General features: G+C 63.2%; 12 protein-coding genes. 3 read left to right on the top strand and 9 right to left on the bottom strand.

Annotated elements, in window-relative coordinates; all coding sequences use genetic code 11:
- Position 1: 1 nt before the first annotated feature.
- Genes aroKB through RBA40_RS06200 form a run of 7 tightly spaced genes read right to left on the bottom strand, consistent with a single transcriptional unit; the run spans position 2 to position 9,045 of the window.
- On the bottom strand, positions 2 to 1,642 hold the full coding sequence (gene aroKB, locus RBA40_RS06230; protein ID WP_374710463.1) for a bifunctional shikimate kinase/3-dehydroquinate synthase AroKB: 1,641 nt from the start codon (positions 1,640 to 1,642) through the stop codon (positions 2 to 4).
- A gap of 29 nt (positions 1,643 to 1,671) precedes the next feature.
- Positions 1,672 to 3,846 (bottom strand): hypothetical protein, encoded by a 2,175-nt coding sequence (locus tag RBA40_RS06225; RefSeq protein ID WP_306646825.1) that lies wholly within the window; start codon positions 3,844 to 3,846, stop codon positions 1,672 to 1,674.
- Positions 3,847 to 3,875: 29 nt separating this feature from the next.
- Positions 3,876 to 6,083 (bottom strand): type IV pilus secretin PilQ, encoded by a 2,208-nt coding sequence (locus RBA40_RS06220; RefSeq protein WP_374710461.1) that lies wholly within the window; start codon positions 6,081 to 6,083, stop codon positions 3,876 to 3,878.
- Positions 6,080 to 6,622: a pilus assembly protein PilP gene (locus tag RBA40_RS06215; protein ID WP_306646823.1), complete on the bottom strand. Its 543-nt coding sequence runs from the start codon at positions 6,620 to 6,622 to the stop codon at positions 6,080 to 6,082. The genes RBA40_RS06220 and RBA40_RS06215 overlap by 4 nt, the downstream gene beginning before the upstream one ends.
- The gene (locus tag RBA40_RS06210) at positions 6,623 to 7,300 is read right to left on the bottom strand and encodes a type IV pilus inner membrane component PilO (protein WP_306646821.1); all 678 of its coding nucleotides are present in this window, start codon (positions 7,298 to 7,300) and stop codon (positions 6,623 to 6,625) included.
- Between the two features lie 18 nt (positions 7,301 to 7,318).
- Positions 7,319 to 7,972 (bottom strand): PilN domain-containing protein, encoded by a 654-nt coding sequence (locus tag RBA40_RS06205; protein ID WP_306646819.1) that lies wholly within the window; start codon positions 7,970 to 7,972, stop codon positions 7,319 to 7,321.
- The gene (locus tag RBA40_RS06200) at positions 7,972 to 9,045 is read right to left on the bottom strand and encodes a pilus assembly protein PilM (RefSeq protein WP_306647136.1); all 1,074 of its coding nucleotides are present in this window, start codon (positions 9,043 to 9,045) and stop codon (positions 7,972 to 7,974) included. Before RBA40_RS06200 ends, RBA40_RS06205 begins: the two co-directional genes overlap by 1 nt.
- Positions 9,046 to 9,396: 351 nt before the next feature.
- Between RBA40_RS06200 and RBA40_RS06195 the strand changes: the two genes are divergently transcribed.
- Complete coding sequence (locus RBA40_RS06195; protein WP_306646817.1) at positions 9,397 to 11,748, top strand: penicillin-binding protein 1A; 2,352 nt, start codon at positions 9,397 to 9,399, stop codon at positions 11,746 to 11,748.
- 95 nt (positions 11,749 to 11,843) lie between these two features.
- Here RBA40_RS06195 and cyaY read toward each other — a convergent pair whose 3' ends face one another.
- A complete protein-coding gene (gene cyaY, locus RBA40_RS06190; protein WP_306624910.1) occupies positions 11,844 to 12,170 on the bottom strand; it encodes an iron donor protein CyaY in 327 nt (108 codons plus the stop codon).
- Between the two features lie 41 nt (positions 12,171 to 12,211).
- On the opposite strand from cyaY, the gene lptM reads away from it, so the two are divergent.
- Complete coding sequence (gene lptM / locus RBA40_RS06185) at positions 12,212 to 12,394, top strand: LPS translocon maturation chaperone LptM (protein ID WP_306646815.1); 183 nt, start codon at positions 12,212 to 12,214, stop codon at positions 12,392 to 12,394.
- A gap of 3 nt (positions 12,395 to 12,397) precedes the next feature.
- Positions 12,398 to 13,675 (top strand): diaminopimelate decarboxylase, encoded by a 1,278-nt coding sequence (gene lysA, locus RBA40_RS06180; RefSeq protein ID WP_306646813.1) that lies wholly within the window; start codon positions 12,398 to 12,400, stop codon positions 13,673 to 13,675.
- Between the two features lie 17 nt (positions 13,676 to 13,692).
- On the opposite strand, the gene RBA40_RS06175 is transcribed toward lysA, so the two are convergent.
- On the bottom strand, positions 13,693 to 14,188 hold a 496-nt coding region (locus tag RBA40_RS06175; protein ID WP_510184481.1), incomplete at its 5' end, for an RpnC/YadD family protein.

Here is a 14,188-nt window from a genome sequence, read left to right as displayed (position 1 = left end):
GTCAGCCGACGCAGGCAGCCAGGGTGGCCAGCAATTGCTCGCGCGGAGCGCTGGTGATGTTCGGGCTGCCGAGCGGTTTGAGCAGGATGAACTTGATGGCGCCGCCCTCGTTCTTCTTGTCGACCTCCATCAACTCGAGCCAGCGTTCGGTGCCCAGATCCGGTGCGACGGTCGGCAGGCCGGCCGCGGCGACCAGCGCCCGCATGCGCGCCACGGTGGCCGCGTCGACCAGGCCGAGGCGGTGCGACAGGTCGGCCGCCATGACCATGCCGCAGCCGACCGCTTCGCCGTGCAGCCAGGCGCCGTAGCCCATGCCCGCTTCGATCGCGTGGCCGAAGGTGTGGCCGAAGTTGAGGATGGCGCGCAGGCCGCCCTCGCGTTCATCCTGGCGCACCACGTCGGCCTTGATTTCGCAGGAGCGCGAAATGGCGTGCGCCAGCGCCTGCTGGTCGCGCGCCATCAGCCTGCCGATGTTCGCTTCGATCCAGTCGAAAAATTCGGCGTCGATGATGGCGCCATGCTTGATCACTTCGGCCAGGCCGGCCGACAGTTCGCGCGGCGCCAGCGTGTCGAGCGAGGCGGTATCGGCCAGCACGGCGCGCGGCTGGTAAAAGGCGCCGATCATGTTCTTGCCCAGCGGATGGTTGATGCCGGTCTTGCCGCCGACCGAGGAGTCGACCTGCGAGAGCAGGGTGGTCGGCATCTGGACGAAGGGCACGCCCCGCATGTAGCTGGCGGCGGCATACCCGGTCAGGTCGCCGATCACGCCGCCGCCGAGCGCCACCATGGTGGTCTTGCGGTCGCATTTGTTGGCCAGCAGGGCGTCGAAGATGGTCATCAGGCTGTCCCAGTTCTTGAACTGTTCGCCGTCGGGCAGGACGATTTCGAGCACATCGCGCCCGGCGGCGCGCAGCGGCGCGGCCACGCGTTCGAGGTACAGCGGGGCCACGGTGGTGTTGGTGACAATGGCGACCTTATGGCCGGCGATATGCCGCTCAAGCAGCGACGGGTCGGACAGCAGACCGGCGCCGATGGTGATCGGGTAGCTGCGTTCGCCCAGGTCGACGTTGAGGAAAATCCGGGATTGTTCGGTGATCGATGGCTGCGATGGTTGCAAGGTGTGCATTTGGGGCCCGCGCCCTGTTCTCGCGGCGGCTGGGCCGAGCGCGGACAGTTGCGTCAGAATAGTTTGGACCATCGATTGTACGTTAGGTCGGCCCGTGTCGATCACCAGATCGGCAATCTCGCGGTACAGCGGCTCGCGCTGGGCCGTCAATTCTTCGAGTTTCTTGCGGGGGTCGGCCGTCTGGAGCAGCGGCCGGCTTTTGTCGTGGGTGGTGCGCAGCATGATGCTGTTGACGCTGGCGCGCAGGTAAACCACGCGGCCACGTTGTTTCAGGAAGGCACGGCTGGCGGGGTCGAGCACGGCCCCGCCGCCGGTGGCGAGGACGAGACCGTCCTGCGCCGTGAGGTCACGGATGACCTCGGCCTCACGGCGCCGAAAACTCGCCTCGCCTTCGATTTCGAAAATCCACGGGATCGTGGCGCCGGTACGGGCCTCGATCTCGTGATCGGAATCGATAAAGCGTTTCCCTAGCTTCCTGGCAAGGATACGGCCAATGGTTGTCTTGCCCGCGCCCATCAACCCTACCAGGAAGATATTCTCCGATTTCAAGGAGTCGTTGGGAACGGAACCGATTTGAAGAGCTGCGAAGCAACTGACTTGCCGCGTGGCGTCGTGGTCCGGATCACGAATTCACCCGCACTGCAGAACAGATCGGTTTTGATGTTGACAAAGTGCTCCGTACCACCAATGCGGTTGGTCGCGGGAACCGAGCTAGGCGATGGAAGGCCCGGGGCTACCTTGTCCAGGTCGCCCGTTCCAACAGTCGTGCCGCTTGGCAGCGGATTGTTGTTCTCGTCGGCAATGCGGAAATACAGGGTCTGGTTCTTGCAATCCTTACCGGACAGGCCGACGATCTGGTACGGATTGCCATCGGCAGCGGTCCAGTCGCGCAGGGTGGAAGTAGCCGGATCGAATACCTGGCGGGTGAAGATCGGGGTGTCGCCACTGAAGATAATTTCGGCCTCGCGCCAGATGTAGTTGATGCCCCACTGGCCGTTGCCCGCCGTGGTGTAGACAGGATGGTTGTACGGGAACGGCAAATCGCCGCGCGGAACATCGTACTTGCCGTCGAGCGTACTGCCTTTTGGCGGATTGCCCAGCACGACGTCAGCGCCACCGGCATCGAGGAACGGATCGCCCTGGTCGGTATACGGCTCGCCCGAACCTGGTTTGCAGATATCGACCAGTGGACGGTATGGGGTACCCGGTTCGACTGGCTGCACCTGCTCGTAATTGGTGCAGCTGTACTGGCCGTCGCCATTGACATCGGTGAAGTTTTCGATGCCCTGGACGTAAGCGAGCACGGTGACGCGGCCGTTCTTTGGACGGAACGCCTGGCTCTTGAAGTCGACCGTGCAACCGCCGCCCTTGGTGCGGCAACCGCCTTCGTTTGAGAATGCAACCGCGCCGCCCTCGGTGACCAGATTGACCGCGGTGTCGTCCGAAATCGGATTGCCGTACTGGTCGGCCAGCATCACGGTGACTTTCGCAACCGCGTTGTCATAGAACAAGCCATCGATATTGTAGCTGTCGGCGCTGAGCGACATCGATTTCTGGATCGGCAGGCCGGTCGAAATGATCAGGCTGTCCGACAGGCCGTTGATGGTGGTGCCGTTGCGCGATGCCTGCGCAATCACGCGAACCGGCGTCGGAATGGTGCCCGAGGCTACGGTGGTGGTGACGTTGCCGGCGGCATCCGAGGTTGCCTTGGTTGGCTGCACGATCAGGCCGCCGGTGCTGGTGGTGGTCTTGAAGGTCACGTCCACGCCCGCCAGGCCGATGCTGTTCTGGTCGAGCACGCGGAAGGTCAGGATGGCCGATTCCTTACGGCCCAAGCCGCCAGAACCGCGCAGGACGATCGAGCTGCCGTTCAGGTCCGAACCGACGAACTGGATGGTGCCGATATTGGCCTTGCCCACGTTGATCTTGATGGTCTGCGTGTTGGTGCCGAGCGTGACCGTGATGGTGTCGGTGACGCGCAGGCAGCCTTTGTTGGTGTAAGTAACCAGCTGCTTGCCGTCCGACAGCGAGCCGAGCACCAGCGATGCGGTACCGTCGCCGGCGCACAGGGAATTGATGGTCAGGCCAGGTACGGTGGTGGCGCCGACGCCGCCGGTGGTCACCGGAATGGTCAGCACGGCGGTACCGAAGGCTGGCAGGATGTCGGTCTGTTCAGGCGTGAACTTGAGCTCGCCCAGCGTCAGCGGGGCTGCGCCCACCTCGAGGTTGATCGCCGCTTCCGCGGTCTTGCCGCTGGCGACCACGGTGGCGCCGATCGTGACCGCACCGGCCGCCAGCACGCTGGCCGGCTTCACGGTAATGATCGCCACGCCCGAGGCATTGGTCAGCGCGGTGGCCGATTCCGGTGTGAACTGGAGCAGCTTGTCGTCGGTTTTGAATTTGACGACCTCGTTGACGGCAACGCTGCCGTTGGCGTTGAGCACGGTGGCCTTGAGCTGGCCGGTCTGGCCGCCCGAGAGAGTGGTGATCGGCGTGCCGTTGGGGTCAACCAGTTGCAGCGTCATCTTCGGCTCGGCCGGCACCGGTGTCACGGTGCCCGGGTTGGTGCCCGGGTTGGTGGTACCCGGGTTGGTGGTCGAGGTTTGTGAGCCCGGGGAGCCTCCGCCGCCGCCGCATGCGGCCAGGGCCGTGGCCATGGAGACGCAGGTCAGCAGGCGAACAGGGTTCGCGAAAGCGCGTTGTAAATAAGTCGGCAGCATGTTAAGTCCTGATTAAATGTATTCGGGTGTTAGCGCGTCGACAGACGGTCTGCGACGATTTTGGGGGTGATGAAGACCAGCAGTTCGGTCTTGTTGTTGATCCGCGAAGTTTTCTTGAACAGATTGCCCAAGACCGGCAGGTCGCCCAGCAGCGGCACCTTCTGGACCTGGCTGCTTTCGGTTTGCTGGTAAATACCGCCCAGCACGACCGTACCGCCATTTTCGACCATCACCTTGGTTTGCACGTGCTGGGTGTTGATCGCAAAGCCGGCTCTGGTTTCTTCGCCCTTGGAATCCTTGTTGACGTTCACTTCCAGCACAACATTGCCGTCCGGCGTGATCTGCGGCGTCACTTCCAGGCGCAGGTTGGCTTTTTTCCACTCGATCGAGGTGGCGCCGCTGCTGGTCGACTTTTCGTACGGCAGTTCGACACCTTGCTCGATCACGGCCACGTTCTTGTCTTCCGTAACCACGCGCGGGCTGGAAATGATCTTGCCCTTGCCGTCCGCTTCCAGTGCCGACAGTTCCAGGTTCAGGAAGCGGTTGGCGGCAGCCGAGAACAGGCTGGCAGCGAGCGAGGCGGCCGGGTTGCCGCCGATATTGGCAGCCGGCAGGTTCAGCATGGTGGTATTGGTATAGCCATCGCCCGTGTCCGGGGTCTGGCGGGTGACCTGGCCGATGCCGACCAGGTTGCCGCCGATGGCGACGCGCTCGTTGCCGCGGTAAGCATAGCCGGCGTCGCCGCCGCGCAGGCCGCGCAGGTCGGCAAAGCCGATCTTGGCGCCCAGGTTGCGGCTGAAGCCGTCGCTGGCTTCGACCAGGCGCGCTTCGATCAGCACTTGCCTGGAAGCGACGTCGGTCTTCTGGATCAGCTTGCGCAAGTCTTCGATTTTCGAGGAGATGTCGGTAATGAACAGCTGGTTGGTGCGCGGTTCGATCACGGCGCTGCCGCGCTTGGACAGGATGCGGGTGCGATTGCTCTCGCTGTCGGCCATTGGCGTACCGTCGGCATTGAGGCCGAACACCATGCGGAACGATTCTGCCTTCTGGTAGTTGAGCTGGAAGATTTCCGATTTGAGCGGCTCGAGGTCGGCGATCTGGGCGCGCTGTTCGAGTTCCAGCTTTTCCTTGGTCAGCAGTTCATCCTTCGGCGCGATCCACAGCACCGAACCGTTCTTGCGCATGTCCAGGCCCTTGGCCTGCAGCACGACGTCGAGCGCATGGTCCCATGGCACTTCCTTCAGGCGCAGAGTCAGGTTGCCGCTGACCGAATCGCTGGTGATGATGTTCAGGCCCGAGATGTCGGCGATTGCCTGCAGCGCGGCGCGCACTTCCACGTTCTGGAAGTTGAACGAGATTTTCTCGCCGCGGTAGCCCTGGGTACCCTGGGTCAGCTTGTTCGGATCTTCCTTGATCGGCTTGACGTCGATGACCAGCTGCGTATCGCTCTGGTACACGGTCTGTTCCCACAGGCCGCGCGCTTCCACGGTCATGCGCACATTGTCGCCCTGCGGCACGGTCGTGATCTGCGACACCGGGGTGCCGAAGTCGGTCACGTCGAGACGGCGGCGCAGGGTTTCCGGCAAGCCGGTTTTCATGAAATCGACCACCACCGTGTTGCCAACCTGGCGCACGTCGACGGCCACCTGGCTGTTCGGCAGGTCGACCACGACCCGGCCTTCGCCGTTGGCGCCGCGGCGGAAGTCGAGGTCGCGCAGGACCTGGCGCTTGCCAGCCTGTTCCGACGCCAGCGGCGCCGAGGAAGAGGAAGCGCCGTTGAGCACCGGCTTGCCGACGCTGTCGACCGCTTGCGCCACGCCGCCGGAACCGTCGATGGTGACGATGATCGACTTGCCGTCGATGGCGGTGGCGTAGTTGAGCGGACGCTTCAGGTTCAGCACCAGGCGCGTGCGGGTGCCGGCCTGGACCACGTTAATGCCGCGCACGTCGGCCAGGTTCACGTCCTGGGCCGTCTTGCCGGTGGCATTGACCGTGGCGCCGAAATCGAGGGCGATGCGGGTCGGATTGGTGATCGAAAAGCCGATCGGCAATTTGGTCGGGGCGGTTTTCATCGCCACGTTCACCACCACATTCGAGCCCTGCTGGTTGGCCGTGATCGATTCGATCGCGTTGTCTTGCGCCAGGGCGTTGTTGGCGCCAAGGGCCAGAGCCAGTAATGCGCCCATGCGGATCACCGCGCCCATGAGGGCGGTGCCATTCATTCTCAGTGCGATCATTTCTTCTCCTTACTTTCCTGCAACTCTAGCTTGGTGGGACGTTCGATCCATTCGCCACCGGCGTCCTGGACGGTTTCCTTGATACTGATTGCTTCATCGTTCACGCCGGTGATGATGCCGAAATTCTGGCCCACCCGGTCGCCTGGCTTGACGTGGTACATGGTCTTGTCGATCTGTACCAGCGCATAGGTGACACCTTTCGATTTCATGCTGCCCACCATCGACATGGTGTCGAGCGGGAAGGCTTCGAGCGGCTCCTTGCGCCGGTCCGGGTCCGGCTTGAGCGGATTATTGGCCCCGTTGGCGGCCCGCGCCAGCTCTGCCAGCAGCTTGTTCGGATCGTACGGGTCGATTTCTCCAGCGGTGCTGTAGGCAAACGGGACGAAGGTTTTCGGTTCGGTCAGCGGCGGGACGTCGACCTTGGTTTCCTTCTTGGTCTGGTCCATCCATGCATTGACTTCCTGGACGTCGCTGTCGCCGCAGCCGGCCAGCAGGCCCGCGCAGATCAGCAGCGCGAGGCTGTTACGTGTGGTGGTCATTTACGCGGCCCCTTTGCCATCTTTGGCCTTCTTGTCGCGGTCGGCCTTGATCTTGCGTTGCGCGTTCGCTTCTTCGGGGTCGAGGTAGCGGAACGTCTTGGCGACCGCTTCGAGCACCAGACCGCCATCCTTGTTGGTCGTCAGGGCCATATTGTTGAGCGTCACAATGCGCGGCAGGTTGGCCATGTCGCTGGCGAAGGCGCCAATGTCATGGTAAGTGCCGGACACCCGGATATCGATCGGCAGTTCGGCGTAGTAATCGCGCACCACCACCTGGCCCGGCTTGAACAGGTCGAACGACAGGCCGCGGCCGACGCCGGCCTGGTTGATGTCCGACAGCAGGGCCGCCATTTCAGCCTTGCTCGGCAATTGCTTCTGCAGGCGCTCGACATACTGGTCCACCTGCGCCTTCTGGGCGATCAGGGCTTCGAGGTTGATCGCCTGGGCGACCTTGGTCTTGTACTCGCCCTGCAGGGTCAGCTCGGTGGCAGCGAGCTGGTCGTACTCTTCGAACTGGGTGCTCCAGTACAAAAAGTGGCCAGCCGTGACGACCGCCGCCATGACGCCGATGCCGCACAGGATGCGCGGAGCGATCGGCCATTGTCCGGGCGGGCGGTCTCCCAGGTTCTGGAACTGGGAGCTGAGCGAGCCACCCAGCGATTTCAGGTCTATATTCATTCTCTCGATCCGTTCTGGCTAGGGGGCCGCTGTCGCGGGAACCGGTGAGCCGGGGGCGGCAGCAGTGGCGCCGGCGGCCGGTTTCTGGCCCGGCTTGAGCGCTTCATCCTTCTCGCGCTGACGCTTGATGTACAGGTTCAGCGAAAACTCGACGACTTTCTTGCCGGTTTTACTCTGCGCCAGTTGCACCGCGCGTACCTCGGTCAGGTCGGGACGCTCGAGCCATGGCGAATTGCCGGCGATATTGCGCAGCAATTCGGCAACCCGTTCCTGCGACTGGGCGAAACCGCCCACGGTGACGCGCTGGCCATCCTGCTTGAACGACTTGAGGTAGACGCCTTGCGGAGTCTGCCTGACCAGTTCGTCGAGCAGATAGACCGGCTGGTTGCGGTCGCCCTGCAAATCTTCGACCGCTTGCTGGCGTGCCTTGAGCGCTTCGATTTCCTGTTTCAGGGCGGCGATTTCGACGATTTTCTTGTCGAGTTCGACGATAGCCGCTTTCAGCACGCCATTGCGTTCCTCCTGAATCGAGATGCGGCGCGCGTTGTAACCGCCGACCGCCATCACGACCAGCACGCCGATCACGGCCGACAAGGCCATCAGGGCAACAAAGGCACTCTTCTTTTGCTTGCGCTTTTCTTCCCGGTGGGGAAGCAGGTTAATTCTGATCATCAGCCAAACCTCCGCAGGGCCAGCCCGCAGGCAACAAGGTAGGCGGGGGCCTCAGTGCGCAATTGCTGCTCGCGCACGGACGGGCCCAGCGACATGCCTTTGAAAGGCGATACCACCGCACTGGAAATTTTGGTACGGCTCGCCACGATGTCGAGCAGGCCCGGAATGAGCGCGCAGCCACCGGCCAGGAACAGTTGATCGATCCGGGTGTAGGGCGTGGAGGTGTAGAAGAACTGGATCGCGCGGGTCACTTCGAGAGCGGCATTTTCGAGGAACGGGGCGAGCAGGTCGGCCTGGAAGTTGTCGGGCAGGTCGCCCGCTTTCTTCTTGGCGTCGGCTTCGTCGAACGACAGGCCGTACGAGCGCACGATATCCTGGGTCAGCTGGTTGCCGCCGAACGGTTGCTCGCGCTCGTAAATGGTTTCGCCGTTGAGCATGACCGAGATATGGGTGACCTGGGCGCCGATCTGGAACAGCGCCACGATCTGGCCTTCGGAACCCTTCATCTGCGACGTCACGCGTTCGAGCGCGGCGCGCGCCGCATACGATTCGATATCCATCACCACCGCGGTCAGGCCGGCCGCTTCGGCAATCGCCACGCGGTCCTCGACCTTTTCCTTGCGCGAAGCGGCCAGCATGACGTCGATGTCGTCGGCCGAATTGGCGGCCGGTCCGATCACGTCGAAGTCGAGGCTGACCTCGTCGAGCGCGAAGGGAATGTACTGGCTCGCCTCGGACTCTACCTGCACTTCGAGCTGGTCTTCGGACATGCCGGCCGGCAGGATGATCTTTTTCGTGATCACCGATGCCGGCGGCATGCCGAGCGCAACCAGCTTGACGCGGGTACCGCTTTTCTTCCAGACGCGGCGCACCGCCTCCGATACCTGCTCGATATTTTCGATGTTTCCGTCGACGACCGCACCACGCGGGAACGGTTCGGACGCGTAGCGTTCGAGACGCAGCTCGTTTTTGCCGACCACGACCAGCTCAACCAGCCGGACGCCGGACGTGCTGATGTCCAGGCCGAGCAGAGGCGGGCTGGATTGACCGAACAAGGAACCTAAATTGACCATCAAGACCGTACTCCCTTACCTACCTATAATCAATGCTTACGCTGCAAAACGGGCCTTGCAGAACCAAAAATGAAAGTGCCCGACGCGGGGAATTTGTTACAAAACCGCCATTTAGCATCCATACATAAGGCAGTACATTAAATCGTAGCAATAAGCGTGATCCCATGTAAAGGTATTTCTGTTTTGAAATTTTATGCCTGTGGGCTGGAATGCGACACTCTGTGAACTATGGGTCATCACAGTTGTTCGGGGGTCACAAATGTTCCTAAAGGCAAGTAGTTGGCGATGTGCCGCAGGCAGTGGCGGTGCATTATAATGAGGGGCACCCATAAAGCGAAAGATTCGACCCGCATGAGCTCTTCCAAGCCGGACGCCAACCCCTCTTCCCCGTCGCGCCCTGCCCGCGCGCGCTCGCCCAAGCGACTGTTGTTAATTGTCCTCGGCAGCCTGACCGGCACGGCCCTGATCGGCTTGCTGGTCGTGGTGTTCGCGCTGGCCATGGCCTACCCGAATCTGCCCCCGCTCGACACGCTGACCGACTACCGCCCCAAGATGCCCTTGCGGATTTTTTCGGCCGATAATGTGCTGATCGGCGAGTTCGGCGAAGAACGGCGCAACCTGGTGCACATCAAGGACATTCCCGAGGTCATGAAGAAGGCGGTGCTGGCGATCGAAGACGACCGCTTCTACCAGCACGGCGGGGTCGACTACACCGGCATCCTGCGCGCGGCCTTGCACAACGCCACCGGCGGCGCCAAGCAGGGCGCCTCGACCATCACCCAGCAGGTGGCGCGCAATTTCTTCCTGTCGAGCGAGCAGACGCTCAAGCGCAAGGCGTATGAAGTGCTGCTGGCCTGGAAGATCGAGCAAAACCTGACCAAGGACCAGATCCTCGAGGTCTACATGAACCAGATCTACCTGGGCCAGCGCGCCTACGGCTTCGCCTCGGCGGCCCAGATCTACTTCGGCAAGAACCTGAAGGACATCACCGTGGCCGAGGCCGCGATGCTGGCCGGCTTGCCGAAGGCGCCGTCGGCCTACAACCCGGTGGTCAACCCCAAGCGCGCGCGCACGCGCCAGCAATACATCCTGCAGCGCATGCACATGCTGGGCTACATCACCACGCCCCAGTTCGACACCGCCAAGGCCGAGACGCTGCGCATCAAGACCGACAGCAGCGAATTCGGCGTGCACGCCGAATACGTGGCCGAAATGGCGCGCCAGCTGGTGTACGAGCAGTTCAAGGAAGAAACCTATACGCGCGGCCTGAACGTGTTCACCACCATCACCAAGGCCGACCAGGATGCGGCCTACCTGGCCCTGCGCCGCGGCGTGATGGAGTACGAGCGGCGCCACCCTTACCGCGGCCCGGAATCGTATATCGAGATCCCGCAGGCGAAGGAAGAAGCCGACGAAGCGATCGAAAACGCGCTGGCCGAGCACCCCGACAGCGACGACATCATCGCCGCCATGGTGCTGCAGGCGTCGCCCACCGGCATCACCGCCGTGACGGCTTCGGGCGAGGAAGTCAAGATCAGCGGTACCGGCCTGGCATTCGCCCAGAACTGGCTCTCGAGCAAGGCCCCGGCCAACCGGCGCGTCAAGCGCGGCGCGGTGATCCGCATCAGCCAGGATGGCGGGACGGCCTGGTCGGTCACGCAGATGCCGGAAGTGCAGTCGGCCTTCGTGGCGGCCGACGCCACCGATGGCGCGATCCGCGCGCTGGTGGGCGGCTTCGACTACAACCGCAACAAGTTCAATCACGTCACGCAAGCCTGGCGCCAGCCCGGTTCCTCGTTCAAGCCGTTCATCTATTCGGCCTCGCTCGAGCGCGGCCTGTCGCCGGCGACCATCATCAACGATGCCCCGATCTCGTTCGACGCCGGCCAGACCGGCGGCCAGGCGTGGGAACCTAAGAATTACGACAACAAGTACGAAGGGCCGATGACCATGCGGCGCGGGCTGACCAAGTCGAAAAACATGATTTCGATCCGCATCCTCAACAAGATCGGCGCCAAGTATGGCCAGGAATACACGACCCGCTTCGGCTTCGAGTCCGAGAAGAACCCGCCCTACCTGACCCTGGCGCTCGGTGCGGGCTCGACCACGCCGCTGCAGCTGGCCGGCGCTTACGCCGTGTTCGCCAATGGCGGTTTCCGGGTCAGCCCCTACCTGATCTCGAAGGTCACCGACAGCAGCGGCAAGATCCTGTCGCAAGCGACGCCCGACAAGTCGGGCGACGAAGCGAACCGGGTGATCGATGCGCGCAATGCCTTCCTGGTCGACAGCATGCTCAAGGATGTGGTGCGCTTCGGCACGGCCACCAAGGCCCTGTCGCTCAAGCGCACCGACATTTCCGGCAAGACCGGCACCACCAACGATTCGATCGATGCCTGGTTCGCCGGCTACACCCCGAAACTGGTGGGCATCGCGTGGATCGGCTACGACCAGCCGAAGAACCTGGGCAACAAGGAAACCGGCGGTGGGCTGGCCCTGCCGATCTGGATCGGCTACATGCAAAAGGCGCTCAAGGGCGTGCCGAACGAGGAGCGGGCGGTGCCCGAGGGGCTGGTGATGTCCGGCGACGACTATTACTATGTCGAGAATCCGCCCGGCACGGGAGTGCAGAGCCTCGACATCGGCGCGCGCGGCACGCCGGCCGAGGAAAAGGTCAAGGACGCGGTCAAGAACGAACTGTTCTGATCAAGCATGGTGGACCGGGGGTCAGACCCGGCAAGATCAACCGGGGTCAGACCCCAACCAGCAACACCGGGGTCTGACCCCGGTTTATCTTGCCGTCAGAGCGTGACGCGGGCCCCGCCCTGGGCGCTGGCCAGGTCCGACAAGGCGGCGAACAGTTCGCTGCCGTCGCGCGTGTTGATCCAGGCGCCGTCGACGCGTTTGTAGTGGAAGCCGCCCGACTTGGCCGCCACCCACAGTTCCTGCATCGGCGCCTGGCTGTTGACGATGATCTTGCTGCCGTTGTCGATGAACTCGATCTCCAGCACGTTGCCGCTGCGCTTGCACTCGACATCGATGACATCCTCGTCGTTCAGCCGGTCCATCGCCTCTTCGATCTTGTTCAGGGTCGTTTCGGCCAGGTCCAAAAATTCTTTTTCGCTCATGCTACACTCCAAGGTCTGCCAATCAAACCGTGATTCTAATCGTGAAGTCTTCATCTGCGCTCAATATCGGCATCGCCGCCGTGGTCTTTGGCTTGCTGGCAGGCTGCGGCCAGACCGGTCCGCTGTACCTGCCCAAGCCGCCCGCCAAGCCCGCCGTACCCGCCAACGCAGCCGCCACTCTGCCGACCACGCCGCCCCCACCCTCTTCTCCCGCTGCCCAATAAACCATGCCGCATTTCTTTCACCTGGACAGCGTCCTGCACGCCGAACGCACCCCCCTGTCCCGCATCGCTGAACAGTTCGGCACGCCGACCTATGTGTATTCAAAAGCGGCGCTGCTGGAGAACTTCGACGCCTTCGCCGACGCCTGCGCCGGGCGCGATGCGCTGGTCTGCTATGCGATGAAAGCCAATTCCAACCTGGCCATCCTCGACCTGCTGGCGCGCCGCGGGGCCGGTTTCGACATCGTCTCGGGCGGCGAACTGCTGCGCGTGATCGCCGCCGGCGGCGATCCGGCCAAGGTGATCTTTTCGGGCGTCGGCAAGACCGTCGAGGAAATGCGCCTGGCGCTGTCGCACGATATCCTGTGCTTTAACGTCGAATCGATTCCCGAGCTGCACCGCTTGAACGAAGTGGCCGGCGCCATGGGCAAGCAGGCGCGCGTGTCGCTGCGCGTGAACCCGAACGTCGATGCCAAGACCCATCCGTACATCGCCACCGGCCTGAAAGCGAACAAATTCGGCGTGGCCTTCGACGATGCGCTGGCCACCTACCGCACCGCCGCCAGCCTGCCGCACCTGACCGCGGTCGGGATCGATTGCCACATCGGCTCGCAGCTGCTGGACGACGCCCCCCTGCTCGAAGCGCTCGACAAGCTGATCGAACTGGTCGACGCGCTCGGCGCCGAAGGCATCGTGCTCGACCATCTGGACATGGGCGGCGGCATCGGCATCAACTACGGCGCCGCGGGCGACGCGCCGCCGGTGCCGGTGGGCGACTACCTGGGACGCGTGTTCGCGCGCATCGATGCCTGGCGCGCGGCGAGTTATGGCGGCGCCCCGATCAAGGTGATTTTCGAGCCCGGCCGCGCCATCGTGGGCGACACCGGCGTGCTGCTCACCCGCGTCGAGTTCCTGAAACCGGGCGCCGAAAAGAATTTCTGCATCGTCGACGCGGCCATGAACGACCTGATGCGCCCGACCCTGTACCAGGCCTGGATGGATGTGCAGCAGGTGCGGGCGGGCACGCAGCCGGCCGTGAGCTATGACGTGGTCGGCCCCGTATGCGAGTCGGGCGACTGGCTGGCGCGCGAGCGCGAACTGAGCGTGGCGCAGGGCGACCTGCTGGCCATCATGCAGGCCGGCGCCTACGGTTTTACGATGTCGTCGAACTACAACACGCGCGGCCGCGCCGCCGAGGTGATGGTCGACGGCGACACGGTGCACCTGGTGCGCCGGCGCGAAGAGCCAGCCGAGCTGTTTGCACTGGAATCGATGCTCAAGTAAGCCTGGACGCGGCGCGCTCAGGCGGGCGCCGCGTCATCGCCGAACAGCGCGGGCAAGCTGGGTGAGTCGATACTGCGCTCGATCCAGCCTTCAAGTTCTGCCTGCGTGGCGCGGTCAATCCGTTGCGCAGCCGGTTCCGGGATGTCGCCGAACCTCACGCGCAACAGGCTTTTGAGCGCACCGCGCAGTGCGATGACTTGCCCTTCTGCCTTACCTTGCGCGACGCCTTGCGCTACGCCTTCCGCTACGCCTTCCGCCTTACCTTGCGCACACCCCTTTTGAAAGCCGAGTTCCTCGAACTCCTCGGCCCAGGTGTCAAGCTTACCTTTCATGTCAGCACCCTCCTCCACACTGTCAACCACCAACAATGCCCGTTCGCTGGCTCCGCGCGCCAGCAGAGCGTTGATCCACACCTGAACCGAGCGCCGCAGGCTGGCCTGGGGCGCATCCGCAAACCACGTCGTCAGGGCAGGCAAGACCTGGTATAAGACATCGGAACCGGCTGAAAGTTCG

Origin of the sequence: Massilia pseudoviolaceinigra (genome assembly GCF_030846505.1) — a bacterium.
In the GTDB taxonomy this organism is placed as follows: Bacteria; Pseudomonadota; Gammaproteobacteria; order Burkholderiales; family Burkholderiaceae_D; genus Telluria_A; species Telluria_A violaceinigra.
This window is presented reverse-complemented; position numbering and strand designations above follow the sequence as displayed.

What these genes read in the sequence shown, in the direction of transcription:
- aroKB (WP_374710463.1), bottom strand. Translation starts at nt 1,642, where the DNA reads ATGGGCGCGGGCAAGACAACCATTGGCCGTATCCTTGCCAGGAAGCTA.
- RBA40_RS06225 (WP_306646825.1), bottom strand. Translation starts at nt 3,846, where the DNA reads ATGCTGCCGACTTATTTACAACGCGCTTTCGCGAACCCTGTTCGCCTG.
- RBA40_RS06220 (WP_374710461.1), bottom strand. Translation starts at nt 6,083, where the DNA reads ATGATCGCACTGAGAATGAATGGCACCGCCCTCATGGGCGCGGTGATC.
- RBA40_RS06215 (WP_306646823.1), bottom strand. Translation starts at nt 6,622, where the DNA reads ATGACCACCACACGTAACAGCCTCGCGCTGCTGATCTGCGCGGGCCTG.
- RBA40_RS06210 (WP_306646821.1), bottom strand. Translation starts at nt 7,300, where the DNA reads ATGAATATAGACCTGAAATCGCTGGGTGGCTCGCTCAGCTCCCAGTTC.
- RBA40_RS06205 (WP_306646819.1), bottom strand. Translation starts at nt 7,972, where the DNA reads ATGATCAGAATTAACCTGCTTCCCCACCGGGAAGAAAAGCGCAAGCAA.
- RBA40_RS06200 (WP_306647136.1), bottom strand. Translation starts at nt 9,045, where the DNA reads ATGGTCAATTTAGGTTCCTTGTTCGGTCAATCCAGCCCGCCTCTGCTC.
- RBA40_RS06195 (WP_306646817.1), top strand. Translation starts at nt 9,397, where the DNA reads ATGAGCTCTTCCAAGCCGGACGCCAACCCCTCTTCCCCGTCGCGCCCT.
- cyaY (WP_306624910.1), bottom strand. Translation starts at nt 12,170, where the DNA reads ATGAGCGAAAAAGAATTTTTGGACCTGGCCGAAACGACCCTGAACAAG.
- lysA (WP_306646813.1), top strand. Translation starts at nt 12,398, where the DNA reads ATGCCGCATTTCTTTCACCTGGACAGCGTCCTGCACGCCGAACGCACC.